General features: G+C 56.4%; 28 protein-coding genes. 23 read left to right on the top strand and 5 right to left on the bottom strand.

Translation table 11 applies throughout. The annotated features are described in order from the left end of the window. The 18 genes from rpsQ to rplQ all read left to right on the top strand — a co-directional run bounded on the left by rpsQ (position 1) and on the right by rplQ (position 8,888). Positions 1-267, top strand: a complete 267-nt coding sequence (rpsQ, locus tag ACF8YQ_RS02675; protein ID WP_011784251.1) for a 30S ribosomal protein S17 — start codon at positions 1-3, stop codon at positions 265-267. Positions 268-285: 18 nt separating this feature from the next. Next, a complete protein-coding gene (gene rplN, locus ACF8YQ_RS02680) occupies positions 286-654 on the top strand; it encodes a 50S ribosomal protein L14 (protein ID WP_011784252.1) in 369 nt (122 codons plus the stop codon). Between the two features lie 17 nt (positions 655-671). Beyond that, complete coding sequence (gene rplX / locus ACF8YQ_RS02685) at positions 672-992, top strand: 50S ribosomal protein L24 (RefSeq protein WP_011784253.1); 321 nt, start codon at positions 672-674, stop codon at positions 990-992. A 15-nt stretch (positions 993-1,007) separates the two neighbouring features. Further along, positions 1,008-1,547: a 50S ribosomal protein L5 gene (rplE, locus tag ACF8YQ_RS02690; RefSeq protein WP_011784254.1), complete on the top strand. Its 540-nt coding sequence runs from the start codon at positions 1,008-1,010 to the stop codon at positions 1,545-1,547. Positions 1,548-1,559: 12 nt separating this feature from the next. Further along, a complete protein-coding gene (gene rpsN / locus ACF8YQ_RS02695; protein ID WP_011784255.1) occupies positions 1,560-1,865 on the top strand; it encodes a 30S ribosomal protein S14 in 306 nt (101 codons plus the stop codon). An 88-nt stretch (positions 1,866-1,953) separates the two neighbouring features. Then, entirely contained in the window at positions 1,954-2,346 is a 393-nt protein-coding gene (gene rpsH, locus ACF8YQ_RS02700) for a 30S ribosomal protein S8 (RefSeq protein WP_011784256.1), read from the top strand. Positions 2,347-2,355: 9 nt separating this feature from the next. Next, entirely contained in the window at positions 2,356-2,889 is a 534-nt protein-coding gene (gene rplF, locus ACF8YQ_RS02705) for a 50S ribosomal protein L6 (RefSeq protein WP_011784257.1), read from the top strand. 9 nt (positions 2,890-2,898) lie between these two features. Further along, positions 2,899-3,246 (top strand): 50S ribosomal protein L18, encoded by a 348-nt coding sequence (gene rplR / locus ACF8YQ_RS02710; RefSeq protein ID WP_011784258.1) that lies wholly within the window; start codon positions 2,899-2,901, stop codon positions 3,244-3,246. 12 nt (positions 3,247-3,258) lie between these two features. After that, positions 3,259-3,759 (top strand): 30S ribosomal protein S5, encoded by a 501-nt coding sequence (rpsE, locus tag ACF8YQ_RS02715; RefSeq protein ID WP_011784259.1) that lies wholly within the window; start codon positions 3,259-3,261, stop codon positions 3,757-3,759. A 4-nt stretch (positions 3,760-3,763) separates the two neighbouring features. Then, positions 3,764-3,952, top strand: coding sequence for a 50S ribosomal protein L30 (rpmD, locus tag ACF8YQ_RS02720; RefSeq protein WP_008174894.1), 189 nt, complete (start codon positions 3,764-3,766; stop codon positions 3,950-3,952). Position 3,953: 1 nt separating this feature from the next. Then, a complete protein-coding gene (gene rplO, locus ACF8YQ_RS02725) occupies positions 3,954-4,388 on the top strand; it encodes a 50S ribosomal protein L15 (protein WP_011784260.1) in 435 nt (144 codons plus the stop codon). A 17-nt stretch (positions 4,389-4,405) separates the two neighbouring features. Beyond that, complete coding sequence (secY, locus tag ACF8YQ_RS02730; protein ID WP_011784261.1) at positions 4,406-5,728, top strand: preprotein translocase subunit SecY; 1,323 nt, start codon at positions 4,406-4,408, stop codon at positions 5,726-5,728. Positions 5,729-5,761: 33 nt separating this feature from the next. Beyond that, positions 5,762-5,875: a 50S ribosomal protein L36 gene (gene rpmJ, locus ACF8YQ_RS02735; RefSeq protein WP_008174902.1), complete on the top strand. Its 114-nt coding sequence runs from the start codon at positions 5,762-5,764 to the stop codon at positions 5,873-5,875. Positions 5,876-6,017: 142 nt separating this feature from the next. Continuing rightward, on the top strand, positions 6,018-6,374 hold the full coding sequence (gene rpsM / locus ACF8YQ_RS02740; RefSeq protein ID WP_011784262.1) for a 30S ribosomal protein S13: 357 nt from the start codon (positions 6,018-6,020) through the stop codon (positions 6,372-6,374). Positions 6,375-6,387: 13 nt separating this feature from the next. Beyond that, on the top strand, positions 6,388-6,777 hold the full coding sequence (rpsK, locus tag ACF8YQ_RS02745) for a 30S ribosomal protein S11 (protein ID WP_007153992.1): 390 nt from the start codon (positions 6,388-6,390) through the stop codon (positions 6,775-6,777). A gap of 18 nt (positions 6,778-6,795) precedes the next feature. Next, positions 6,796-7,416 carry a 30S ribosomal protein S4 gene (gene rpsD, locus ACF8YQ_RS02750; protein ID WP_014420494.1) on the top strand — a complete coding sequence of 207 codons (621 nt, stop codon included), beginning with the start codon at positions 6,796-6,798 and terminating at the stop codon, positions 7,414-7,416. Positions 7,417-7,451: 35 nt separating this feature from the next. Next, positions 7,452-8,456, top strand: coding sequence for a DNA-directed RNA polymerase subunit alpha (locus tag ACF8YQ_RS02755; RefSeq protein ID WP_008174911.1), 1,005 nt, complete (start codon positions 7,452-7,454; stop codon positions 8,454-8,456). Between the two features lie 33 nt (positions 8,457-8,489). Beyond that, positions 8,490-8,888: a 50S ribosomal protein L17 gene (gene rplQ / locus ACF8YQ_RS02760; protein ID WP_022992024.1), complete on the top strand. Its 399-nt coding sequence runs from the start codon at positions 8,490-8,492 to the stop codon at positions 8,886-8,888. 72 nt (positions 8,889-8,960) lie between these two features. Here rplQ and uvrA read toward each other — a convergent pair whose 3' ends face one another. After that, positions 8,961-11,783, bottom strand: coding sequence for an excinuclease ABC subunit UvrA (gene uvrA, locus ACF8YQ_RS02765; RefSeq protein ID WP_396622528.1), 2,823 nt, complete (start codon positions 11,781-11,783; stop codon positions 8,961-8,963). A gap of 164 nt (positions 11,784-11,947) precedes the next feature. Here uvrA and ACF8YQ_RS02770 point away from each other — a divergent pair, with 164 nt between their 5' ends. Together ACF8YQ_RS02770 and ssb are read left to right on the top strand one after the other, a co-directional pair. Then, complete coding sequence (locus ACF8YQ_RS02770) at positions 11,948-13,318, top strand: MFS transporter (RefSeq protein WP_396622529.1); 1,371 nt, start codon at positions 11,948-11,950, stop codon at positions 13,316-13,318. A gap of 57 nt (positions 13,319-13,375) precedes the next feature. Next, the gene (gene ssb / locus ACF8YQ_RS02775) at positions 13,376-13,900 is read left to right on the top strand and encodes a single-stranded DNA-binding protein (protein WP_113880451.1); all 525 of its coding nucleotides are present in this window, start codon (positions 13,376-13,378) and stop codon (positions 13,898-13,900) included. A 56-nt stretch (positions 13,901-13,956) separates the two neighbouring features. On the opposite strand, the gene ntrC is transcribed toward ssb, so the two are convergent. The 4 genes from ntrC to glnA all read right to left on the bottom strand — a co-directional run bounded on the left by ntrC (position 13,957) and on the right by glnA (position 18,852). Next, positions 13,957-15,387 carry a nitrogen regulation protein NR(I) gene (gene ntrC, locus ACF8YQ_RS02780; protein WP_153741280.1) on the bottom strand — a complete coding sequence of 477 codons (1,431 nt, stop codon included), beginning with the start codon at positions 15,385-15,387 and terminating at the stop codon, positions 13,957-13,959. Further along, the gene (glnL, locus tag ACF8YQ_RS02785) at positions 15,384-16,508 is read right to left on the bottom strand and encodes a nitrogen regulation protein NR(II) (protein ID WP_394133339.1); all 1,125 of its coding nucleotides are present in this window, start codon (positions 16,506-16,508) and stop codon (positions 15,384-15,386) included. Before glnL ends, ntrC begins: the two co-directional genes overlap by 4 nt. 219 nt (positions 16,509-16,727) lie before the next feature. Then, positions 16,728-17,252, bottom strand: a complete 525-nt coding sequence (locus tag ACF8YQ_RS02790; protein WP_222447318.1) for a DUF4124 domain-containing protein — start codon at positions 17,250-17,252, stop codon at positions 16,728-16,730. A 196-nt stretch (positions 17,253-17,448) separates the two neighbouring features. After that, the gene (gene glnA, locus ACF8YQ_RS02795; protein WP_396622530.1) at positions 17,449-18,852 is read right to left on the bottom strand and encodes a glutamate--ammonia ligase; all 1,404 of its coding nucleotides are present in this window, start codon (positions 18,850-18,852) and stop codon (positions 17,449-17,451) included. A gap of 392 nt (positions 18,853-19,244) precedes the next feature. On the opposite strand from glnA, the gene typA reads away from it, so the two are divergent. The 3 genes from typA to dtd all read left to right on the top strand — a co-directional run bounded on the left by typA (position 19,245) and on the right by dtd (position 22,716). Then, positions 19,245-21,056, top strand: coding sequence for a translational GTPase TypA (typA, locus tag ACF8YQ_RS02800; protein WP_224851225.1), 1,812 nt, complete (start codon positions 19,245-19,247; stop codon positions 21,054-21,056). A 119-nt stretch (positions 21,057-21,175) separates the two neighbouring features. Continuing rightward, positions 21,176-22,138, top strand: a complete 963-nt coding sequence (pip, locus tag ACF8YQ_RS02805) for a prolyl aminopeptidase (protein WP_396622531.1) — start codon at positions 21,176-21,178, stop codon at positions 22,136-22,138. Positions 22,139-22,245: 107 nt separating this feature from the next. Continuing rightward, positions 22,246-22,716: a D-aminoacyl-tRNA deacylase gene (dtd, locus tag ACF8YQ_RS02810; protein WP_396622532.1), complete on the top strand. Its 471-nt coding sequence runs from the start codon at positions 22,246-22,248 to the stop codon at positions 22,714-22,716. The last annotated feature ends 408 nt before the right edge of the window (positions 22,717-23,124 follow it).

A 23,124-nucleotide genomic window follows, 5' to 3' on the forward strand; every position in this document is an offset into this window, starting at 1 on the left:
ATGACCGAAGCTACCCAAACTGCCAGAACTCTGAGCGGCAAGGTCGTGAGCAACAAGATGGACAAGTCCATCGTGGTCCTGGTTGAGCGTCAGGTTAAACACCCGCTGTACGGTAAGTACATGAAGCGTTCAACCAAGATTCATGCACACGATGAAAGCAATCAGTGCAACATTGGTGACACCGTAACCATCCAGGAAACCCGTCCGGTCTCCAAGACCAAGAGCTGGGCCCTGGTGGAAGTTACCGAACGCGCTGCCAAGGTGTAATTCGCCCGGAGAACAACCATGATTCAGACTCAAACAATGCTTGAAGTCGCGGATAACAGTGGTGCACGTCAGGTTATGTGCATCAAGGTCCTGGGCGGATCTCACCGGCGTTATGCAACCGTTGGGGATATCATCAAGGTAACCGTCAAGGAAGCCATCCCCCGCGGCAAGGTGAAAAAAGGCCAGGTCCTGAAGGCTGTTGTAGTACGTACCCGTAAGGGTGTGCGTCGTCCGGACGGTTCTCTGATCCGTTTTGACGGTAACGCGGCGGTACTTCTGAACAATCAGGACGCTCCCATTGGTACCCGTATCTTCGGACCGGTTACCCGTGAACTGCGTAACGAGAAGTTCATGAAGATTATCTCACTGGCACCCGAAGTACTTTAAAGGACCAGAGGCCGGTTATGAAAAAGATCAAACGAGATGACGAAGTAATCGTCACCACGGGGAAAGACAAAGACAAACGTGGTAAAGTCCTGAAAGTTCTGGACGACGGTCGCGTGCTTGTTTCTGGCATCAATATGATGAAGAAGCACACAAAGCCGAACCCGATGCTTGGCACCCCGGGCGGTATCGTCGAAAAAGAAGCGCCTATCCAGGCTTCCAACGTGGCTATTTTTAATCCGCAGACCGGCAAAGCCGATCGTGTTGGCTTCCAGATCAAGGAAGACGGCACCAAAGTGCGGATCTTCAAGTCCACGAACGAAGCTGTCGATAACCAGTAAGCGGTGGTGGTTACGATGCTTAACATGAAAGAGCAGTACACTAAGGAAGTGGTACCCGCCCTGCAGAAAGAGTTCGGTTACAAGAACGTGATGCAGGTGCCGCGTATCGAGAAAATCACCCTGAACATGGGTGTTGGCGAAGCGGTTGGTGACAAGAAACTGATTGAAAATGCCGTGGCAGATCTTGAGCGCCTGGCAGGTCAAAAGGTGGTTGTTACCAAAGCGCGTAAATCCGTCGCGGGCTTCAAAATCCGTGAAGGTTGGCCGATTGGCTGTAAAGTGACCCTGCGCGGTGAGCGCATGTGGGATTTCTTTGATCGTCTGGTGCACATTGCGGTTCCCCGCATTCGTGACTTCCGCGGTCTGAACCCGAAATCCTTCGACGGTCGCGGTAACTACAGCATGGGTGTGCGTGAGCAGATCATCTTCCCGGAGATCGAGTACGACAAAGTCGACAAGATCCGCGGGCTGGATATCACCATCACCACCACTGCCGGTACCGACGACGAAGGTCGCGAACTGTTGAAAGCCTTTGGCTTTCCGTTCAAGAAATAAGGAACGAGTGACATGGCGAAGGTTTCAATGAAAAACCGTGAGCAAAAGCGCGAGAAACTGGTAGCAAAGTATGCTGCCAAGCGCGCCGAGCTCAAGGCGATTATCAAAAACCCGAATACCAGCGATGATGACCGTTGGGATGCACAGATGAAGCTCCAGCAGCTTCCGCGTGATTCATCTCCTTCGCGTCTTCGGAATCGTTGCCAGGTGACTGGTCGTCCCCACGGCGTTCTGCGCAAGTTCGAGCTGTCACGGATCAAACTCCGTGAATACGGCATGCGCGGTGACGTTCCGGGCCTGACCAAGGCAAGCTGGTAAGATAGGCCGCCTGACTTCGGTCAGGTGCCTGTTGGTAAGCGGTGCGGCAAGCCGCTGCACAACTAAAAAGATCAGGAGCCTCATACCAATGAGTATGCAAGACACGCTTGCGGATATGTTTACCCGTATCCGTAATGCCCAGATGGCGTCAAAAGCTGACGTAACGATGCCATCTTCAAAAATGAAGGTCTCAGTAGCCCAGGTCCTCAAGGACGAAGGCTACGTAGCAGATTTTTCTGTTTCAGCTGACGCGAAGCCCGAACTGACCATCACTCTGAAATACTTCGGTGGCAAGCCGGTTATTGAAGAGATTCAGCGGGTCAGCCGTCCGAGTCTGCGCCAGTACAAAGGCGCCGGGGAACTGCCGAAAGTAGCCGGTGGTCTGGGAGTCGCGATTGTCTCAACGTCCAGGGGCGTTATGACAGACCGCGCCGCACGAGCTGCAGGCGTGGGTGGCGAAGTCATCTGCACCGTATTCTAGGAGATACACATGTCCAGGGTTGCCAATAATCCTGTCGTGCTGCCTTCCGGTGTTGAGGTTAAGCTGAACGGACAGGAAATCAATGTGAAGGGTTCCAAGGGAGCGCTTCAGTTCACCATTCACCAGGCGGTTGAAGTAAAGCAGGAAGAAAATGTCCTGCGTTTTGCGGCCCGCGATGGTGCAAAACAGTCCCGCGCTCTTGCTGGTACTACTCGTGCGCTGGTTAACAATATGGTTACCGGCGTATCCACAGGCTGGGAGCGTAAGCTGCAGCTGACGGGCGTAGGTTACCGTGCGCAGGCGCAAGGTAAGAAGCTCAACCTGACACTGGGTTTTTCCCACCCGGTCGAGTATGAGCTGCCCGAGGGTGTTACCGCTGAAACTCCGTCCAATACGGAAGTTGTGATTCGCGGTATCGACAAGCAACAGGTTGGCCAGGTCGCTGCGGAAATCCGCGCGTTCCGTCCGCCCGAGCCGTATAAAGGCAAGGGTGTGCGTTATGCGGATGAGCAGGTCAGACGCAAAGAAGCCAAGAAGAAATAAGGCGGGACTATGAGCGCAAATAACGAAAGACTGCGTCGCGCGCGCAAAGTGCGCATGAAGATCCGTGAGCTGGGTACTGACCGTCTGTGCGTGCACCGTACACCGCGTCATATGTACGCCCAGGTTACGACTGCAGATGGCAGCAAAGTGCTTGCCACTGCCTCCACGTTGGATAAGGAACTGCGCCAGGGTGCAACCGGTAACGTGGACGCTGCCAAGAAGGTCGGTCAGCTGATTGCTGAGCGCGCCAAGGCAGCAGGCATTGAGAAGGTCGCTTTTGACCGCTCAGGTTACCGTTATCACGGTCGTGTTCAGGCTCTTGCCGACGCTGCCCGTGAAGCTGGCTTGCAATTCTAAGAGGTGGAGAAGATGAGCGTTAACGAACAGAAGGCGCCTGAGCTCCAGGAAAAGCTGGTTCAGGTCAATCGTGTCGCCAAGGTAGTTAAAGGCGGCCGTATCTTTGCCTTCACTGCACTGACTGTAGTGGGTGATGGTAAAGGTCGCGTTGGTTTCGGTCGTGGCAAGGCCCGGGAAGTTCCGGTTGCCATCCAGAAGGCCATGGAAGCTGCACGCAAAAACATGGTAGACGTAGCGTTGGACGGCACTACCCTGCAGTACCCGGTTCGGGCGCAGCACGGTGGTTCCAAGGTCTTCATGCAGCCTGCTTCTGAGGGTACCGGTATCATTGCCGGCGGTGCGATGCGCGCCGTACTCGAGGTGGCCGGTGTGCAGAACGTACTGTCCAAGTGTTACGGGTCCACCAACCCGGTGAACGTAGTACGTTCCACCATCAAGGGTCTGCAGGCCATGAAGGCGCCTGAAGACGTTGCAGCCAAGCGCGGTAAATCCGTGGAAGATATTCTGGGTTGAAGTCATGGCGAACGCAAAAACGATCAAAGTAACTCTGACCCGCAGCCCGATCGGCTGTCAGCCCAAGCACAAGCTGTGCGTCAAGGGCCTGGGTCTTCGTAAAATCGGTCACACCGTGGAAGTGGAAGACACTCCTTCCATTCGCGGCATGATCAACCGGGTAAATTACCTGGTTCGGGTTGAGGAGAACTAAGATGCGTCTGAACGAACTTGCTCCGGAACCCGGTTCACGTCCGTCCGCCAAGCGTGTCGGCCGTGGTATCGGTAGCGGTCTCGGCAAAACCGGCGGTCGTGGTCATAAAGGTCTGAAATCCCGTTCCGGTGGCTCCGTTGCTCCTGGTTTCGAGGGTGGTCAGCAGCCTCTGGCCCGTCGTCTGCCTAAGTTCGGTTTCACCTCGCGTCAGCAGCGTTACGTGGCGGAAATCCGCCTGAACGAGCTGGCCAAGGTTGAAGGCGACGTGGTGGATCTGGCGGCCCTGAAAAAGGCTGACATCATTCGCGAAGAAATTCGCGAGGCCAAGGTTATCCTGTCCGGCGAGCTGGACCGTGCGGTAACCGTGAAAGGCCTTCGAGTCACCAAGGGCGCACGCGAAGCGATTACCGCCGCGGGTGGTAAAGTCGAAGACTAAGACGAGTCGAGGACTAAATGGCCAAGACAGCATCATTGCCTGCGGGCGCCGGAAAAGGATTTGCAGAGCTGCGCTCGCGGCTCTGGTTCGTGTTTCTGGCGCTGCTGGTGTACCGGATCGGTGCCCACATTCCGGTTCCCGGTATCAACCCGGATCGGCTGGCGGCACTGTTTGATCAGAACCAGGGAACCATCCTGAGTCTGTTCAACATGTTCTCCGGTGGTGCGCTTGAGCGCATGAGTATCTTCGCACTCGGTATCATGCCGTACATTTCGGCTTCTATTATCATGCAGCTCATGACTGCGGTTAGTCCGCAGCTTGAGCAGCTGAAGAAAGAAGGCGAGGCTGGTCGTCGCAAGATCAGCCAGTATACGCGGTATGGTACGGTTATCCTGGCCCTGGTTCAGGGCTTTGGTATTTCTGTGGGTCTGGCATCACAGGGCGTTACCTTTAATGACAGCTTCAGCTTTCACTTTGTGGCGGTTGTGTCTTTTGTCTGCGGTGCGGTCTTCATGATGTGGCTCGGTGAGCAGATCACCGAAAGAGGTATTGGTAATGGTATTTCGCTGCTGATCTTCGCGGGTATTGTTGCCGGTCTCCCTGGCGCCATTGGCCAGACTCTGGAGCAGGCTCGTAACGGTGAAATGAGCTTGCTGGTTGTTCTCGGAATTGGTGTTCTGGCGATTGCTGTTGTCGGTTTCGTGGTCTTCATGGAGCGTGGGCAGCGGCGTTTGACCATCAACTATGCCAAACGGCAGCAGGGGCGGCGGGTATTTGCCCAGCAGTCCAGCCACCTGCCGCTGAAGGTGAATATGGCCGGCGTCATTCCGCCGATCTTTGCCTCTTCGATTCTTCTGTTCCCGGCTTCTCTGGGGCAGTGGTTCGGTCAGGGCGAAGGCATGGAGTGGCTGAGCGATATCTCTCAGGCATTGGCACCGAGCCAGCCGTTGTATATTATCCTGTTCGCAGCAGCAGTTATCTTCTTCTGCTACTTCTATACAGCGCTGATGTACAACCCCAAGGAAGTTGCGGATAACCTCAAGCGTTCCGGCGCGTTTATCCCCGGTATTCGTCCCGGCGAACAGACGGCCAAGTACATCGATGGTGTGCTGACCCGTTTGACTCTGTTCGGTGCTATGTATATTGCAGCAGTGTCCCTGTTCCCTCAGTTCCTGATGGTGGCCGGGAATGTGCCTTTCTATCTTGGGGGCACCTCTCTGCTGATTGTTGTAGTCGTGGTGATGGATTTCATGGCTCAGGTTCAGTCGCACCTGATGTCTCACCAGTATGAATCGCTGATGAAGAAATCCAATCTCAAGGGCTATGGACGGAACGGCTGAACAAGCCGTTCCCCTTGAAAACTGGAGTCGACAATGAAAGTACGCGCTTCGGTAAAGAAAATTTGCCGTAACTGCAAAGTAATTCGACGCAATGGCTCAGTTCGAGTCATCTGCTCGGAGCCTCGTCACAAGCAGCGCCAGGGCTAATCCGTTTCGGATAAGCGCTGACACTGTAAAAGGGGTTCGGAATAGTGGCGCTTGACTCACAGGTGGGTCAGGCGCTATTATTTCGCGCCCTTTTTGTGGCGGAAAATTCACACAGCAAAGCTTTGAACGCGGAGTAATTTGGATGGCACGTATAGCCGGTGTCAATATACCCGATAACAAACATGCTGTTATCTCGCTGACCTACATCTTCGGTGTTGGCAAGACAACAGCCCAGAAGCTTTGCGATGCAACCGGCGTTAAGCCGGACGCCAAGGTCAAAGACCTGAGCGACGAGCAACTTGAAGCACTTCGTACTGAAGTGGGCAAGTTTACCGTCGAAGGCGATCTGCGTCGTGAAGTACAGATGAACATCAAGCGTTTGAAGGATCTCGGTTGCTTCCGTGGTCTGCGTCATCGTCATGGCCTTCCGGTCCGTGGCCAGCGCACCAAGACCAACGCCCGCACCCGTAAAGGTCCTCGCAAACCTATTCGTAAGTAACAGGTAGGCAAACATGGCAAAGCCAGGTACACGTACCCGTAAAAAGGTGAAAAAGACGGTTGTTGATGGCGTCGCGCACATTCACGCGTCCTTCAACAACACCATCGTGACCATTTCGGACCGTCAGGGCAACGTCCTGTCCTGGGCCACTTCTGGTGGTTCCGGTTTCCGCGGCTCACGTAAGAGTACACCTTTTGCTGCGCAGGTAGCAGCTGAAAGAGCCGGTAATGCGGCTGCTGAATACGGCCTTAAAAACCTGGACGTAGAGGTTAAGGGTCCTGGGCCCGGACGTGAATCTGCAGTTCGCGCGCTGAATGCGTGTGGCTACAAGATCACCAACATCACTGATGTGACGCCGATTCCCCACAACGGCTGTCGTCCGCCCAAGAAGCGCCGCGTCTAACACAGGAGACAGTGAAATATGGCTCGTTATATAGGCCCGAAGTGCAAGCTGTCTCGTCGTGAAGGGACAGATCTTTTTCTGAAGAGCGGCGTTCGCGCGCTCGATTCCAAGTGCAACATCGAGACTCCGCCGGGTATGCACGGCGCGCGTCGCGGTCGTCTGTCCGAGTACGGCGTTCAGCTTCGTGAAAAACAGAAAGTTCGTCGTATCTACGGCGTTCTCGAAAAGCAGTTCCGCAACTATTACAAAGAGGCTGCCCGAGGCAAAGGTGCAACTGGTGAAAACCTGCTGCAACTGCTGGAAGGCCGGCTCGATAACGTTGTATATCGCATGGGTTTTGGTTCTACCCGTGCAGAAGCCCGTCAGCTCGTCTCTCACAAGGCGATCCTGGTCAATGATAAGCCGGTTAACATCCCGTCCTATCAGGTCAAGCCGGGCGACGTTGTGAGCGTGCGCGAGAAGGCCAAGAATCAGTTGCGCGTTAAAGGCGCTCTGGATCTGGCTTCAAGCCGTGCACCGGTAAGCTGGGTAGAGGTTGACGCCAACAAGATGTCCGGCGTTTACAAGTCAGTACCTGAGCGTACTGAACTGCCGGCCGACATCAACGAGAACCTCATCGTCGAGCTTTACTCCAAGTAAAGCCCAGTTAGCAACGATAGCAGATAGGGGCGTCTATGCAGCGTTCAGTACATGAGTTATTGACACCTCGTACCATTGACGTGAAAGAGTCCAGCGCTACGCGCGCCAAGGTGACTCTGGAGCCGCTCGAACGCGGTTTCGGCCACACCCTGGGCAGCGCGCTGCGTCGTATTCTTCTGTCTTCGATGCCGGGCTGCGCCGTGACTGAAGCACAGATCGACGGTGTCCTGCACGAGTACAGTGCCATTGAAGGTGTCCAGGAAGACGTCATCGAGATTCTGCTGAATCTCAAGGGCGTTGCCGTAAAGATGAACGGCCGTGACGATGCTGAGCTTACCCTCAGCAAGAAAGGTCCGGGCGTGGTGACTGCCGGCGATATCAAGCTGGACCACGATGTGGAAATCGCTAACCCGGAGCACGTGATCTGTCACTTGAGCGAAAACGGCGAAGTGAACATGCGCTTGCGCGTGGCACGTGGTCGTGGCTACGAGCCGGCTGATCAGCGTGGTCTGGACGAGGACGAAACTCGTGCCATCGGACGCTTGCAGCTGGATGCAACGTTCAGCCCGGTTCGTCGTGTGGCCTATGCCGTCGAGAGCGCTCGGGTTGAGCAGCGTACAGACCTGGACAAGCTGGTTATTGATCTGGAGACCAACGGTACCATCGATCCGGAAGAAGCAATTCGCCGGGCCGCTACCATTCTCCAGCAACAGCTGGCTGTGTTCGTCGATTTCGATCATGAGAAAGAGCCTGAGCGTGTAGAGGAAGAGGAAGAAATCGATCCGATTCTGCTGCGCCCGGTTGATGATCTGGAGTTGACTGTGCGTTCAGCTAACTGCTTGAAGGCTGAAAACATTTACTATATCGGCGATCTGATCCAGCGCACGGAAGTGGAGCTGCTGAAGACGCCTAATCTTGGCAAAAAGTCGCTGACCGAGATCAAGGACGTTCTTGCGTCCCGTGGTCTGTCTTTGGGTATGCGTCTTGATAACTGGCCGCCGGCAAGCCTTCGTGGTGATGACCGGGTTCTGGGCGGTTGATCGCCGATTAGTTTAAGGTAAGGAATCAGAGCAATGCGTCATCGTAAGAGTGGTCGTAAGTTCAACAGGACCAGTGCGCATCGCAAGGCCATGTTCCGTAACATGACTGCGTCACTGGTTGAGCACGAGCTGATCAAAACGACGCTCCCGAAAGCCAAAGAGCTGCGTCGGGTAGCTGAGCCGTTGATCACGCTCGCAAAGAATGATTCGGTTGCAAATCGTCGTCTGGCGTTCTCTCGCCTGCGTAACGATGCTGCGGTAGCCAAGCTGTTTGATGAGCTGGGCCCCCGTTACAGCGAGCGTCCGGGTGGTTATCTTCGTATTCTGAAGTGCGGTTTCCGCGCTGGCGACAATGCCCCGATGGCATTCGTTGAGCTGGTCGGCCGTCCTCTGGACATCGAAGCTGAAGAGATGGACGACGACGAAGAGTAAGTTCTTCTGAGTCCATAAAAAAACCGGGTTCCGCAAGGTTCCCGGTTTTTTTGTGCCCGTCGCTCGGGCGGGCTATTTGGTGAGCATCGGTTTGAGGTAACGTCCGGTGTGCGAAGCCGGATTGGCGGCCACTTCCTCGGGCGTTCCTTCAGCAATAATCTGTCCGCCACCGGACCCACCTTCCGGGCCGAGGTCGACAATCCAGTCTGCGGTCTTGATGACGTCCAGGTTGTGCTCAATGACAACGATGGTATTGCCGTGATCGCGCAAGCGCTTCAGCACGTTCAAAAGTTGCTGGATATCGTAGAAGTGCAGGCCGGTCGTGGGCTCGTCCAGAATGTACAGGGTTTTGCCTGTGTCCCGTTTGGACAACTCCTTAGCCAGCTTGACCCGCTGTGCTTCGCCCCCCGAGAGGGTCACTGCGCTCTGGCCCAAACGAATGTAAGACAGGCCCACGTCGATCAGCGTTTGCAGTTTTCTGGCAATGAAGGGGACTGCGTCGAAAAACTCCCGGCCCTCCTCAACGGTCATTTCCAGAACCTCGTGAATGTTTTTGCCTTTATACCGGACCTCGAGGGTCTCCCGGTTGTAGCGTTTGCCCTTACAGATGTCGCAGGGCACATAGACGTCTGGCAGGAAGTGCATTTCGACTTTGATGACACCATCGCCCTGGCAAGCCTCGCACCGGCCGCCCTTCACGTTGAAGGAGAAGCGGCCAGGTTTGTAGCCGCGTGAGCGTGCCTCCTGAGTGCCGGCGAAGAGTTCCCTGATGGGGGTAAACAGGCCGGTGTAAGTGGCGGGGTTAGACCTGGGTGTCCGTCCGATAGGGCTCTGGTCAATGTCGATCACCTTGTCGAGCTGATCAAGTCCTTTCAGGCTTTTGTAGGGCGCATGATTGAGGCTGGTCGCTTTGTTCAGTTTGGCGGCCGCGACCGGATAGAGGGTGCTGTTAATCAGAGTGGATTTGCCTGAGCCCGATACCCCGGTAACGCAGGTCATCACGCCTAGCGGCAGCGTGAGCGTTACGTCCCGGAGATTGTTGCCGGAGGCGCCGGTCAGTGCCAGCTTCTTGCCATTGCCCTTGTTTCGCTCAGAAGGTACCGAGATCTCCTTCTCGCCACTGAGATACTGACCTGTCATTGAAGCCGGGTTGGCAATAATCTCTTTCGGGGTTCCCCGCGCGACAATCTCTCCGCCGTGGACGCCAGCGCCGGGGCCAATGTCAATAACGTAGTCGGCAGCCCGGATAGCATCTTCGTCGTGTTCCACCACAATCACCGTATTGCCGAGGTCCCGGAGGTGGGTGAGGGTGGCAAGCAGTCGGTCGTTGTCCCGCTGGTGCAGGCCAATGGACGGCTCGTCCAGAATGTACATCACGCCCACCAGGCCTGCGCCTATCTGGCTGGCCAGCCTGATGCGCTGGGCTTCGCCGCCCGAGAGGGTGTCTGCGCTGCGTTCCAGGGTGAGGTACTCGAGGCCCACGTTGACCAGAAACTGCAGGCGCTCCCGCACCTCTTTCAGGATTTTTTCGGCGATCTCACCTTTACGCCCGGGCAATGCCAGAGTGCTGAAGTAGCGATGGGCATCACCCACGGGCAGGTGGGTTATTTCCGGGAGGTTTCGCTCTTCGATAAAGACGTGACGGGCACTGCGACGCAGGCGCGAACCGCCGCAGTCTTTACAGGGCTGTGTGCTCAGGTTGCGAGCCAGTTCCTCGCGCATGCTCTGAGATTCCGTCTCGCGGTAACGGCGTTCCAGATTCGGCAGTATGCCCTCGAACGGGTGGGCCTTTTCCATGATATGACCGCGAGAGTTCACATAGCGAAAGGGAATGTCCTCGTTGCCGGAGCCATACAGGAGCACCTCCTGGAAGTTTTCGGGCAGCTCTTCCCAAGGCGTTTCCAGGTCAATGCCGTAGTGTTCGGCAACACTGGTCAGCATCTGGAAGTAGTACACGGCACGGCGGTCCCAGCCTTTGATGGCGCCTGATGCCAGGGTCGCTTCCGGGCTCTGGATCACCTTTTCGGCATCAAAGAACTGGCGCACCCCCAGACCGTCGCAGGTGGGGCAGGCGCCGGCCGGGTTGTTGAACGAAAACAGGCGAGGTTCCAGTTCGCTCAGGGAGTAGCCGCACTGGGTGCAGGCATAGCGCGCCGAGAAGGTGTGTTCCTCGCCTTCTCCACTCATGGGCGCCACCAGAGCAATGCCGTCGGCCAGCTCCAGGGCGGTTTCGAAGCTCTCGGCCAGTCGTTGCTCCAGCCCCTCCTTGACTTTGAATCGATCGACCACAACGTCAATCTGGTGCTTGCGCTTCTTGTCCAGGGCAGGAACGTCGTCGATGTCGTAGACCGTTCCGTCCACTCGCAGGCGGATGAAGCCCTGGCTGCGCATGGTGTCGATCACCTGCAGATGCTCACCTTTGCGATCCCGGATCACCGGTGCCAATATCATCAGCTTGCTGCCTTCCGGCATGGCGAGAACCTGGTCAACCATCTGGCTCACGGTCTGGGCTTCCAGCGGCTGGCCGTGATCAGGACAGCGGGGTTCACCAGCACGAGCGAAAAGCAGTCTCAGGTAGTCGTAGATCTCGGTGATGGTCCCCACGGTAGAGCGGGGGTTGTGAGACGTGGATTTCTGCTCGATGGAGATGGCTGGCGACAAGCCTTCAATATGATCCACATCGGGCTTTTCCATCATCGAGAGGAATTGCCGTGCGTAGGTGGACAGCGACTCGACATACCGGCGCTGGCCCTCGGCATAGAGCGTATCGAACGCCAATGAGGACTTGCCGGAGCCGGACAGACCGGTAATGACGATCAGTTTGTCCCTTGGCATATCCAGGTCGATGTTTTTCAGGTTGTGGGTGCGCGCGCCCTTGATCTGGATATGGTCCATAACACCTCGCTTGGTAAAAACTGCCAGTATATCGGTTTCGGGTCGTTCCGGCTAAGTGCGGAACGACCCGCTCTGCGGGTGTCCCGTCGCCGGGGTGGTTCTGGTACAATGCGCCGCCTGCGGTTACCGGCCGCTCACCATTCATTCAAACCGCACGGGTAGGCATGAACGCGCTCGAAAAACGCTCAGTTGTGGCTCTGGCTTCGGTATACGCCATGCGTATGCTGGGCCTGTTTATGGTCATGCCCGTGTTTGTGCTGCTGGGTACGGACCTGCAGGGCGCGACGCCAGCGCTACTGGGCCTCGCGATTGGTGCCTACGGGCTGAGCCAGGCGCTGCTGCAGATCCCCTTTGGCCTGTTGTCAGATCGGGTTGGCCGCAAGAAGATGATCTACCTGGGCTTGATCCTGTTTGCCTGCGGGAGCCTGCTGGCCGCGTCGACCGATTCCATATACGTTGTGATCGCCGGTCGGATTCTTCAAGGTGCCGGTGCCATCGCCAGTGTGCTGATGGCACTGCTGTCAGATCTCACCCGGGAGGAAGAGCGAACCAAGGCCATGGCCACGGTGGGTATTTCCATCGGCCTGTCGTTTTCGGTATCGCTGGTGCTGGGCCCGTTGCTGGGCGCGGCCTGGGGCTTGTCGGGCATTTTCTACGTGACTGCCGTGATGGCTCTGTTGGCCCTTGTTGTGGTCGCCAGGGTGGTGCCTACGCCACATACCCATAAAGTCAGCGCCGATACCCATCCTGCCCGCGAAATGGTCGGGCGCGTTCTGGCCGATGGCCGCCTGCTGCGGCTCGACTTCGGGATCTTTGTGCTGCACCTGGTTCTGACGGCCCTGTTCCTGGTCTTTCCGACCATGCTTCAGGATCAGTTGGGATTGGCCAGCAGCTCCCACTGGTGGTTCTATTTGAGTGTGATGGTGCTTTCTTTCTTTGCCATGGTGCCCTTTATCATCATTGGCGAAAAGAAGCGCAAAATGAAGCCGATACTGTGCATGGCCATTGCCTTGCTGACAGCGGCAACAGCAACGCTGACCCAGGTGAATGCCAGTCTCTGGGCGGCCTGGGGTGTGCTATTTTTCTTCTTTATGGCGTTCAATCTTCTGGAAGCCAGTCTGCCTTCGTTAATCAGTAAAGAGGCTCCGGCTGCCAGTAAGGGAACGGCCATGGGGGTTTATTCCACCTCCCAGTTTTTTGGTGCTTTTCTGGGCGGGGCCCTGGGAGGGTACCTGCTGCAGAATACCGGCGTGGAGGGGGTGCTCTGGTTGATGGCCGGCTGCCTCCTGGTGTGGCTGCTGGCAGCGTTAACCATGCCGGCCCCGAGCTACACGACCAGCCTGGTTGTGGAGCTGAGAGATGCGCTGGAAAATACTTTCGACGAGGTAGACCGTCAGCTACGGAAGCTGCCTGGCGTGCAGGATGTTGTGATTGTTGAGGATGCATCCACAGCCTACCTGAAGGTGGACCGTCAGCATTTTCGGGAAGATCAGCTTGCGGACTTTGAATTTGTCCGGCAGGGTAAGAGTTCTTAAACACAGGATGCTGGCATGGACGGCTGGCACTCCGCAAAACATGATCAGGAGCATACGATGGCACGAGGCGTAAACAAGGTAATTCTCATTGGTAACCTGGGGCAGGACCCGGACACCCGCTATACCCCCAACGGCAATGCCGTGGTCAACCTGAACCTTGCCACAGACGAGAGTTACAAGGATCGCCAGACCGGACAGCTGGTGCCGAAGACCGAATGGCATCGGGTTGTGTTGTTCGGCAAGGTGGCTGAGGTGGCTGGGCAATACCTGCGCAAAGGCTCCAAGGTCTACATTGAAGGCAAGCTGCAGACCCGGAAATGGCAGAACAAGGAAGGGCAGGATGTCTACACCACCGAAGTGGTTGTGGATATCAATGGCCAGATGCAGATGCTGGACAGCCGTGGCTCTGAGGGCGGTATGAATCCAGGGGCGCCCCAGGGACGGCCGCAGCAACAGCCGCAATACAATGCGCCGCCCCAGCAGGGTGGACAGGCTGGTGGCTACAACAACCCGGCACCCCAGCAGCAAGGTGGTGGCATGCCTGAGCCGATTGATGATTTTGACGATGATATTCCGTTCTAGTCGAGAGCATACGGATAAACTACCAGCGAGAGAGCTGAGCAGCAGCCGGGTGGGGGTCAGTCATCCCCCTCCGGCTGATCCATCCCCAACTCATTGATTTTCCGGGTCAGCGTATTTCGCCCCCAACCCAGCAGAATGGAGGCATCCCGGCGGCGGCCGCCGGTGTGCTTCAGCGCCGTTTCAATCATGATTTTCTCAAACTCGGGCACTGCGGTATCCAGTATGCCTTTCTTGCCGCGCTTCAGTTCCTGTTCTGCCCAGTTCCTCAGGCCTTCCTGCCAGGTCAGACCGGTGGCAGCATGCTCGTTTTCCGCTTGATGCAGCAGTTCCGGGGGCAAGTCATCAATGTGGATCTCCCGGCCACTGGCCATGACGGTCAGCCAGCGGCAGGTATTTTCCAGCTGGCGGACGTTACCGGGCCAGGGCAGGGTGGTGAGGTATTCCTCGGCGTCCGGGCGCAGGATCTTGGGTTCTACTGCCAGCTCTTTGGCTGCTCGCTTGAGGAAGTGCTGCATCAGGCGTGGAATGTCTTCGCGGCGTTCAGCCAGCTTGGGCAGGTGCACGCGAATGACATTCAGACGGTGGAACAGATCTTCCCGGAAGTTGCCGGCCTGTACCAGTTTTTCCAGGTCTTGATGGGTTGCGGCGATGATGCGCACATCCACTTTGATGGGGGTGGTGCCGCCTACCCGGTAAAACTCGCCATCGGCCAGCACCCGCAGCAGTCGAGTCTGAGTGTCGGCGGGCATGTCGCCGATTTCGTCGAGAAACAGGGTGCCTCCGTTGGCCTGTTCAAAGCGGCCCTGACGGGCAGCGCCGGCGCCAGTGAAGGCGCCTTTTTCGTGGCCGAATAATTCGGATTCAATCAGGTCTTTCGGAATTGCCGCCATGTTCAGGGCGATGAACGGGTTTCGTGCTCTGGGGCTGTGATTGTGCAGGGCCTGGGCTACCAGCTCTTTACCGGTGCCGCTTTCCCCATTAATCAATACGGTGATGTTGGAGTGAGACAGCCGGCCAATGGCCCGGAAAACCTCCTGCATGGCCGGGGCTTCACCGATAATTTCGGTATTGCGTGGTGTAGCATCGGCCTGTGGTTCGCTGGCGGCGCGTTTCTCATGGCTGTGGGCTACGGCCCGCTTTACCAGTGCGACGGCGTCATCCACATCAAAGGGCTTGGGGAGGTATTCGAAGGCGCCGGTCTGGTAGCTGGTCACCGCGCTTTCAAGATCCGAGTGCGCGGTCATGATGATAACCGGCACATCCTGATGCAGTTCTACGATCTGGGAGAGCAGGGTGATTCCATCCACGCCAGGCATCCGGATATCGCTGATGATGGCGTCCGGTTGCTCGTGTTCCAGCCGCATCATGATGCTGTCGCCGCTGTCGAATACACGCGGTTGCATGCCAGCCTGGCTCAGGGCACGTTCCAGCACCCATCGAATACTTCTGTCATCGTCGATAATCCAGACGTTTGCCGGTTGGCTCATTTGCTGTCCTCCAGAGGCAGGAAGATGATGAAATCGGTTCTTCCGGGCTCACTCTCGCACTCCACCAGCCCCCGATGCTGGCCGATAATGCTTTGGGTAATGGAAAGGCCGAGTCCGGTGCCCGAGGCCCGACCACTGATCATGGGGTAGAAGATGTTCTGCAACAGCTCGGGCGGGATGCCTGGGCCGTTATCTATAATGTCGACCCGGCACACCAGTCGGTGACGACGGTGGCCGATGGTGAACTGTCGCAAGGCCCGGCTGCGAAAGGTAATCGTGGGCGTTGCGGAGCGCCCGCTTGCGGCTTCGTTTTCGAATGCCGCCTCCATGGCGTTGCGGGCGATGTTCAGGAAGGCCTGGATCAGTTGCTCTTTGTCGCCGGGGAATTCCGGGATGCTCGGGTCGTAGTCGCGTCTGAGGCGCACTCGGCCTTTGCTTTCGGCCTCAATCAGCGTGCGGACCCGCTCCAGAATTTCGTGGATATTGGTGGGCGCAATCTTCAGGGCTTTGTTCGGGCCGAGCATGCGATCCACCAGGCTGCGCAGACGGTCCGCCTCGTCGATAATCACACGGGTATATTCACGCTGGTCGTCGTCTGAGAGCTCGCGGTCCAGCAGTTGCGCCGCGCCACGGATGCCGCCCAGCGGGTTCTTGATCTCGTGGGCCATGCCCCGCACCAGGATTCGCGTGGTCTCCTGTTGCGAGATGATGTCTTCTTCCCGGCTGATACGCATCAGTCGGTCTCGGGGCTGGATCTCGATCAGCAGTTCGGTCGGGTCCAGGCTGATGGGAGTCACCGAGTAATCCACCGTCAGTCTGGCACCGCTGATCAAAGCAAATTCAGCTTCCCGGCGGGTGTAGGACTGGCCGTTCTCCACCGCGGCATGCAGAGTGGTCAGGGCATCTTCGGAATCCACCAGAACCTCCTGTAAGGGGAGGCCATGGCTTCGGGTCATACTGGTTTCAAACAGGCTCTCGGCGGCGGGGTTGAGGTAACGGATAGCCAGATCATCGCCAAGTACCAGTACTGCGGTTGTCAGACTGTCCAGAATGCTCTTGTAACTGCTTCCGGATATGGTGGCTGGATGGAATGGCATGCGTTGCTTCCGTTCTCGACTCATAGGATGTACCCCTGCGGCTGCAAAAAGCGAACCAGTTTTTTGGCATCGGGTAGCCAATGGGCAAGGATCGGGCAGAACGGGCGCGGTAGCCGGTACGCGGTGCTGTAGCTTGGTGCAGTAGTGAACGGTCTGGCGACAGGCAGCCCGGATTTTGCCCCTTGGCTGCCCAAAGTATGGTCACAACATGGTGCAATTGCACCATTGCGGTGCAGATAAGATTTAGTTGAGAACGGATGGGCGGTGAATCGTGAAGGTAATTGAATTGCCGGATTTCACGCGTACTCCGTTTTCATCGACAATATGAACGCCCGCATTGTGAGTGCCCCGGTCGATATTGCTGACGGCTACTGAGCCTGAGCTGCTTTGCCCGACCGGTTGTCCATCCAGGGTCACTTCAAATTTATGGCCCCGCTTCAGCGGTGGTGTACTTTGAACCTCGAAGGTGACGTTGCCGTTGCCGCTGTGAAAGGCCTGTTCATTGGCCGGATACTGGAATGAGACAGCCTGGTAGGCTGCTCCCTCACGTTCCACCCGCTCGCGGAGTTGTTCGGGTTCCTGAACCGCTTCCGGCTTGGGCAGGGTGATGGTGGTCACGGGCTTCACCTGGACCTCTTCACCGCCTTCCATGGGTTCGTCGGAAAAGGTGACGTTGCCATAGGCGTCAACGTGGCGGTAGACCTCGCTGTATGCTGTGGTCGAAGCCAGCATCAGCAGGCCAGCGGCGAGTACGAACGGTGCTTTCATGGCGATAACCTGTGGTAATGAACTGCTTTGATTATCGATTGCGGGCAAGGTCATTTCAATGTTGTGGCCTGCTTCCTTGGTTACATATCGTTAAGGGCGTGGGTCTTGGTTAAGAACTGGGATTGAGGCCACAAAAAAGCCCCGCACGGGGCGGGGCTTCTGGCCTGCATGGTCTGCACCGAATTGGTGCAGGGCTTTAGCAGGAGTAGTACAGATCGAACTCGACCGGGTGAGTGGTCATGTTCAGACGCTCGACTTCGCCACGCTTCAGGTCGATGTAGCCTTTGATCATGTCTTCGGTGAACACACCGCCACGGGTCAGGAACTCGTGGTCTGCTTGCAGGCAGTCCAGGGCCTCGGACAGAGTCTCGGCAACCTTCGGAATGTTCAGGGCTTCTTCCTTCGGCAGGTCATACAGATCCTTGTCCATGGCATCGCCAGGGTGGATCTTGTTTTGGATACCGTCCAGGCCGGCCATCATCAGGGCGGCAAAGGCCAGGTACGGGTTGGCTGCCGGATCAGGGAAGCGCACTTCGATACGGCGTGCTTTCGGGCTGTTCACGTATGGAATACGGATAGAGGCAGAACGGTTACGGGCGGAGTAGGCCAGCATAACCGGTGCTTCGTAACCCGGAACCAGACGCTTGTAGCTGTTGGTGGCCGGGTTGGTGAAGGCGTTGATGGCCTTGGCATGCTTGATCACGCCACCGATGTAGTACAGAGCCGCTTCGCTCAGGCCTGCGTAGCTGTCGCCGGCAAACAGGTTCTTGCCGTCTTTGCTCAGGGACATATGTACGTGCATACCGGAACCGTTGTCACCTACAACCGGCTTGGGCATGAAGGTGGCGGTCTTGCCGTAGGCGTGCGCTACGTTGTGCACGCAGTACTTCAGGATCTGAACTTCGTCTGCCTTGCGGGTCAGGGTGTTGGCGCCAACACCGATTTCACACTGGCCAGCGGTGCCCACTTCGTGGTGGTGCACTTCGATGGTCAGGCCCATGGATTCCATGGCCGCACACATGGCGCCACGCAGGTCGTGCAGGCTGTCAACCGGCGGAACCGGGAAGTAGCCGCCTTTTACGCCCGGGCGGTGGCCAATGTTGTTGCGGTCGAAATCTTCACCGGAAACCCACGCCGCTTCTTCAGAGTGGATGTGGTAAGAAGCGCCTTGCATGTCGACGTTCCACTTAACGGAATCGAACACGAAGAACTCGGGCTCCGGGCCGAACAGGGCGCCATCGGCAATGCCGGTGGACTTCAGGTATTCTTCGGCGCGACGGGCAACAGAACGGGGATCACGCTCATAACCCTGCATGGTAGAAGGCTCTACAATGTTGCAGGTGATGTTGACGGTGGTTTCTTCGGTGAACGGGTCCAGAACGGCGGTTTCGTCGTCCGGCATCAGGATCATGTCGGATTCGTTGATGCCTTTCCAGCCGGCAATGGAGGAACCGTCGAACATCTTGCCGTCAGCAAAAAAGTCTTCGTCCGCCTCGGTGGCCGGCAGGGTCACGTGCTGCTCTTTACCGCGGCTGTCGGTGAAACGCAGGTCAATCCACTTGACTTCGTGTTCTTTGATCAAATCAATCGTCTTGGACATTGTGCATGCTCCGTAAGGTTTTACATGTTCGTTGTGCCGGATCGTTCGGTGTTCTGAGGCCCGATCTTTTTCAGGTCAGGGAAGCTTACCAGAAGCTTGTGGCCCTTACCCTCACTATGCGGCTGCTTTGGGATAAGCAATCGGCTTGCCAGTTTTTGTCGGCTGCGCCAGAACAGCGCAGCGACAAGGCTTTCGGGCTAATGTGGCGCAGCTTGTTGGTCGAAGGCAGCGCCTGTTGCACCATTGCGGCGCACCATAGTGGTGCGAGTTCGCCGATAACGCATAATTATGGTGCAAGTCCTAGTTGGTTACATATTAGGCGCTAATCTTCATATTATCGCCATGGACTTTTCGATATACTGCGCGCCGCTAATTTCTTCAGGATACCCGTTGTGATTGATAAGCTTAGAAACGTTGCCATTATTGCCCACGTTGACCATGGCAAGACCACCCTGGTTGACCAGCTGCTGCGCCAGTCTGGCACGCTGGACCGTAAAGAGCTCGAAAACGAGCGCGTAATGGACTCCAACGACCAGGAAAAAGAACGTGGCATTACCATTCTGGCAAAAAACACCGCTCTTAAATGGAAAGACTACGACATCAATATCGTAGACACCCCGGGCCACGCCGACTTTGGTGGTGAAGTAGAGCGTGTGATGAGCATGGTAGACAGTGTGCTGCTGGTGGTGGATTCCATCGATGGTCCCATGCCGCAAACCCGTTTCGTGACCCAGAAAGCTTTCGCAGCGGGCCTGCGCCCGATTGTGGTTGTGAACAAGATTGACCGCCCGGGTGCGCGCCCGGACTGGGTTGTGGACCAGGTATTTGATCTGTTTGACAACCTGGGTGCCACCGACGAGCAGTTGGACTTCCCGATTGTTTACGCCAGCGCCCTGAATGGCATTGCCGGCATGGAGCACGAAAACCTCGACGACAACATGGATGCGGTATTCCAGTCGATCGTTGACCACGTGCCTGCGCCTTCTGTTGATCTGGACGGCCCGTTCCAGATGCAGATCTCCCAGCTGGACTACAACAGCTTCCTGGGTGTTATCGGTATCGGTCGTATTATGCGCGGTAAAGTGAAGACCAACACCCCGGTGGTGGCTATCGGTGCCGACGGCAAGAAGCGCAACGGCCGTATCCTGAAAATCATGGGCCATTCCGGCTTGCAGCGTGTGGAAGTTGAAGAAGCCCAGGCTGGCGACATTGTGTGTGTGAGTGGCCTGGACCAGCTGTATATTTCCGATACCCTGTGTGATCCCTCTAACGTTGAAGCGCTGCCGGCGCTGACCGTAGACGAGCCCACCGTATCCATGACCTTCCAGGTGAACGATTCCCCGTTCGCCGGTAAAGAAGGCAAGTATGTAACCAGCCGTAATATCAAAGAGCGTCTGGAAAAAGAGCTGCTGCACAACGTGGCGCTGCGGGTTGAAGAAGGCGACTCGGCCGACAAGTTCAAGGTGTCCGGTCGTGGTGAGCTGCATCTGTCGGTTCTGATCGAGAACATGCGCCGCGAAAACTTCGAGCTGGCCGTAGGCCGTCCGGAGGTGGTGATCAAGGAAGTCGACGGCGAGAAGCAAGAACCGTATGAAAACGTGATCATCGACATCGAAGAGCAGCATCAGGGCCCGATTATGGAGCAGATGGGCCTGCGCAAGGGTGACATGACCAACATGATCCCGGACGGTAAGGGCCGTATCCGCCTGGAATACACCATTCCGGCCCGTGGCCTGATCGGTTTCCGTAACACCTTCCTGACCATGACTTCCGGTACCGGCATCCTGACCTCCACCTTCAGCCACTACGGCCCGGTGAAGATGGGTGACGTAACCAGCCGTCAGAACGGTGTCATCGTTTCCATGGCCACCGGTACTGCGTTGACCTACTCCCTCGAAACTCTGCAGAGCCGGGGCAAGCTGTTCCTGGACCCTGGCCAGGAAATCTATGAAGGTCAGCTCTGCGGCATCCACAGCCGTGATAATGACCTGGTGGTGAACCCCACCAAGGGCAAGAAGCTGGACAACATGCGTGCCTCTGGTAAAGACGAAGTGATCGGCCTGGTGCCGCCCATCAAGTTCACTCTGGAGCAGGCGCTGGAGTTTATCGACGACGATGAACTGGTTGAGGTAACGCCCAAGTCCATTCGTCTGCGCAAGAAGCTCCTGACCGAAAACGAGCGTAAGCGCGCTAACAAGAAATAACCCCTCCGGGGCCAGGAAATCGTTGTGAGGCAGTAAACGCTTCCGCCTGTTTTCCTGGCCCCTGTATTTTCCTCGCCTGTCTCAGCTAGACTGCCGTTATCCCCGAAACGGAGTTTTCCATGCTGACCCTCTATCCTGAAATTGAGCCCTACGCACGCCACCGACTGGCTGTAGATCATCCCCATGAGCTGTACCTGGAAGAATCCGGTAATCCGGACGGTATTCCGGTGATTGTGGTGCATGGCGGGCCGGGCGGCGGTTGTGAGGATTACCACCGGCGCTTTTTCGACGCCGAACGTTTCCGGATTATTTTGCTGGATCAGAGAGGTGCCGGAAGATCGACCCCGTTGGCCGAGCTGGAGGGTAACAGCACAGACAAACTGGTTGAGGATCTTGAGGCGGTTCGGCATTTTCTCGGCATCGATCGCTGGTTGCTGTTTGGGGGCAGCTGGGGCTCCACGCTAAGTCTGGTTTATGCCGAGACCCACCCTGACCGGGTTCTGGGGTTGGTGTTGCGGGGTATCTTTCTGTGTCGGCCCCGGGATATTCACTGGTTTTATCAGGACGGCGCCAGCCGGGTATTCCCGGATTACTGGCAGGATTACCTTGCCCAGATTCCGGAGGTGGAGCGCGACGATATGGTGGCGGCCTACTACCGGCGCCTGACCAGTGCCAATGAGCTGGAGCAGATTCAGGCTGCCAAAGCCTGGTCCATCTGGGAAGGGCGGTGCGCCACATTGCATCCCAATCCCAAGGTGGTGGAGCATTTTGGGCATCCTCATGTAGCTATCGCGCTGGCTCGTATCGAATGCCACTATTTCATGAATCATGCATTCCTTGAGCCCGATCAGATTGTGCGTGATGCCTCGCGGCTAAAAGACATTCCGGGCGTGATTGTTCACGGCCGCTATGACATGGTTTGCCCGCTGGATAATGCCCTGGCGCTGAGCAAGGCCTGGCCGGAGGCGGAGCTTCAGATTATCCGTGATGCCGGTCACTCGGCATCCGAACCGGCAATTGTGGATGCCCTGATGCGGGGCGTTGAGAATGTGGTTGCCAGAAGTCTTCCCACTGCTGGCTGAGAATGCGACCTTTTATTGATCTGACGGGGTTGCGGTGGTCTCACGGGCTCTATACACTTTTCGCGTTTCAGAAATTTAACCCTCGGTGTTAACGCTCAAGGGAATGAATGAAAGGACTGATCCAGCGCGTTTCGGAAGCCAGTGTAGCCGTGGATGGTGAAACGATTGCCCGTATTGGTCCCGGGTTGCTCTTGCTCCTTGGCGTAGAAAGGAACGATACACTGAATGAGGCAAAGGAATTGTGCCGAAAAATCCTCTCCTATCGGGTTTTCCCCGATGAGCAGGGCCGGATGAACGTGAATGTTCAGGATGCCGGTGGCTCATTACTTGTAGTCCCTCAGTTTACGCTTGCTGCTGACACGTCCTCTGGCACGCGCCCGGGTTTTTCCCTGGCGGCTGCACCGGAGCTGGCGAACCGGCTTTATGGTGACTTTGTGGCTGAAGCAAGTGGCCAGCTAGGCGTCGAGCGTGTGGGTACGGGGAAGTTTGGTGCTGATATGAAAGTGGCACTGATCAACGATGGCCCGGTTACCTTTATGGTGGAATCTGGCCAGAGAGGGTCGTGCACAAAAATGTGACGCAGTTGCCAGCAGTGCCTCACGAAAGTGCGTGATTTGAGGTATTGTTTTGTGGCTCTCAGCTGAGGAAGCGTTGAGCGTATGATAACCGGTTGTTTTTCAGATTTTTTTGGTTATCTGGCCCTGAATTTGTTGTGGAAATGGGAGAGGTTGTTAGTCCAGGCTGATCTAACGACAAAGGTTACGAATGCAAATGGGGCTAAAAAACAGCCATTAAAAATTTGCAAAAAATGGCACATTGTATTAAAACAGGTTCATCACGCAGAGCTTTAATAAAGCTGTGTAAGTGGTTGAGATCTAAGGCAAGCGTGCTTGTCTTCTAAAAAGAAGAAAAGCTGTTCCCACAGGAATAACAGGGGCAGTCAGATACCCGGCAGGCAGAGCCCAGGGTTGTGCCGGCCAATAAAA

Source organism: Marinobacter sp. W-8 (genome assembly GCF_044342215.1).
Taxonomy (GTDB): domain Bacteria; phylum Pseudomonadota; class Gammaproteobacteria; order Pseudomonadales; family Oleiphilaceae; genus Marinobacter; species Marinobacter nauticus.

Bases quoted from the DNA above. Each gene is read 5' to 3' on its own strand.
- rpsQ (WP_011784251.1), top strand. From the start codon at position 1: ATGACCGAAGCTACCCAAACTGCCAGAACTCTGAGCGGCAAGGTCGTG.
- rplN (WP_011784252.1), top strand. From the start codon at position 286: ATGATTCAGACTCAAACAATGCTTGAAGTCGCGGATAACAGTGGTGCA.
- rplX (WP_011784253.1), top strand. From the start codon at position 672: ATGAAAAAGATCAAACGAGATGACGAAGTAATCGTCACCACGGGGAAA.
- rplE (WP_011784254.1), top strand. From the start codon at position 1,008: ATGCTTAACATGAAAGAGCAGTACACTAAGGAAGTGGTACCCGCCCTG.
- rpsN (WP_011784255.1), top strand. From the start codon at position 1,560: ATGGCGAAGGTTTCAATGAAAAACCGTGAGCAAAAGCGCGAGAAACTG.
- rpsH (WP_011784256.1), top strand. From the start codon at position 1,954: ATGAGTATGCAAGACACGCTTGCGGATATGTTTACCCGTATCCGTAAT.
- rplF (WP_011784257.1), top strand. From the start codon at position 2,356: ATGTCCAGGGTTGCCAATAATCCTGTCGTGCTGCCTTCCGGTGTTGAG.
- rplR (WP_011784258.1), top strand. From the start codon at position 2,899: ATGAGCGCAAATAACGAAAGACTGCGTCGCGCGCGCAAAGTGCGCATG.
- rpsE (WP_011784259.1), top strand. From the start codon at position 3,259: ATGAGCGTTAACGAACAGAAGGCGCCTGAGCTCCAGGAAAAGCTGGTT.
- rpmD (WP_008174894.1), top strand. From the start codon at position 3,764: ATGGCGAACGCAAAAACGATCAAAGTAACTCTGACCCGCAGCCCGATC.
- rplO (WP_011784260.1), top strand. From the start codon at position 3,954: ATGCGTCTGAACGAACTTGCTCCGGAACCCGGTTCACGTCCGTCCGCC.
- secY (WP_011784261.1), top strand. From the start codon at position 4,406: ATGGCCAAGACAGCATCATTGCCTGCGGGCGCCGGAAAAGGATTTGCA.
- rpmJ (WP_008174902.1), top strand. From the start codon at position 5,762: ATGAAAGTACGCGCTTCGGTAAAGAAAATTTGCCGTAACTGCAAAGTA.
- rpsM (WP_011784262.1), top strand. From the start codon at position 6,018: ATGGCACGTATAGCCGGTGTCAATATACCCGATAACAAACATGCTGTT.
- rpsK (WP_007153992.1), top strand. From the start codon at position 6,388: ATGGCAAAGCCAGGTACACGTACCCGTAAAAAGGTGAAAAAGACGGTT.
- rpsD (WP_014420494.1), top strand. From the start codon at position 6,796: ATGGCTCGTTATATAGGCCCGAAGTGCAAGCTGTCTCGTCGTGAAGGG.
- ACF8YQ_RS02755 (WP_008174911.1), top strand. From the start codon at position 7,452: ATGCAGCGTTCAGTACATGAGTTATTGACACCTCGTACCATTGACGTG.
- rplQ (WP_022992024.1), top strand. From the start codon at position 8,490: ATGCGTCATCGTAAGAGTGGTCGTAAGTTCAACAGGACCAGTGCGCAT.
- uvrA (WP_396622528.1), bottom strand. From the start codon at position 11,783: ATGGACCATATCCAGATCAAGGGCGCGCGCACCCACAACCTGAAAAAC.
- ACF8YQ_RS02770 (WP_396622529.1), top strand. From the start codon at position 11,948: ATGAACGCGCTCGAAAAACGCTCAGTTGTGGCTCTGGCTTCGGTATAC.
- ssb (WP_113880451.1), top strand. From the start codon at position 13,376: ATGGCACGAGGCGTAAACAAGGTAATTCTCATTGGTAACCTGGGGCAG.
- ntrC (WP_153741280.1), bottom strand. From the start codon at position 15,387: ATGAGCCAACCGGCAAACGTCTGGATTATCGACGATGACAGAAGTATT.
- glnL (WP_394133339.1), bottom strand. From the start codon at position 16,508: ATGAGTCGAGAACGGAAGCAACGCATGCCATTCCATCCAGCCACCATA.
- ACF8YQ_RS02790 (WP_222447318.1), bottom strand. From the start codon at position 17,252: ATGAAAGCACCGTTCGTACTCGCCGCTGGCCTGCTGATGCTGGCTTCG.
- glnA (WP_396622530.1), bottom strand. From the start codon at position 18,852: ATGTCCAAGACGATTGATTTGATCAAAGAACACGAAGTCAAGTGGATT.
- pip (WP_396622531.1), top strand. From the start codon at position 21,176: ATGCTGACCCTCTATCCTGAAATTGAGCCCTACGCACGCCACCGACTG.
- dtd (WP_396622532.1), top strand. From the start codon at position 22,246: ATGAAAGGACTGATCCAGCGCGTTTCGGAAGCCAGTGTAGCCGTGGAT.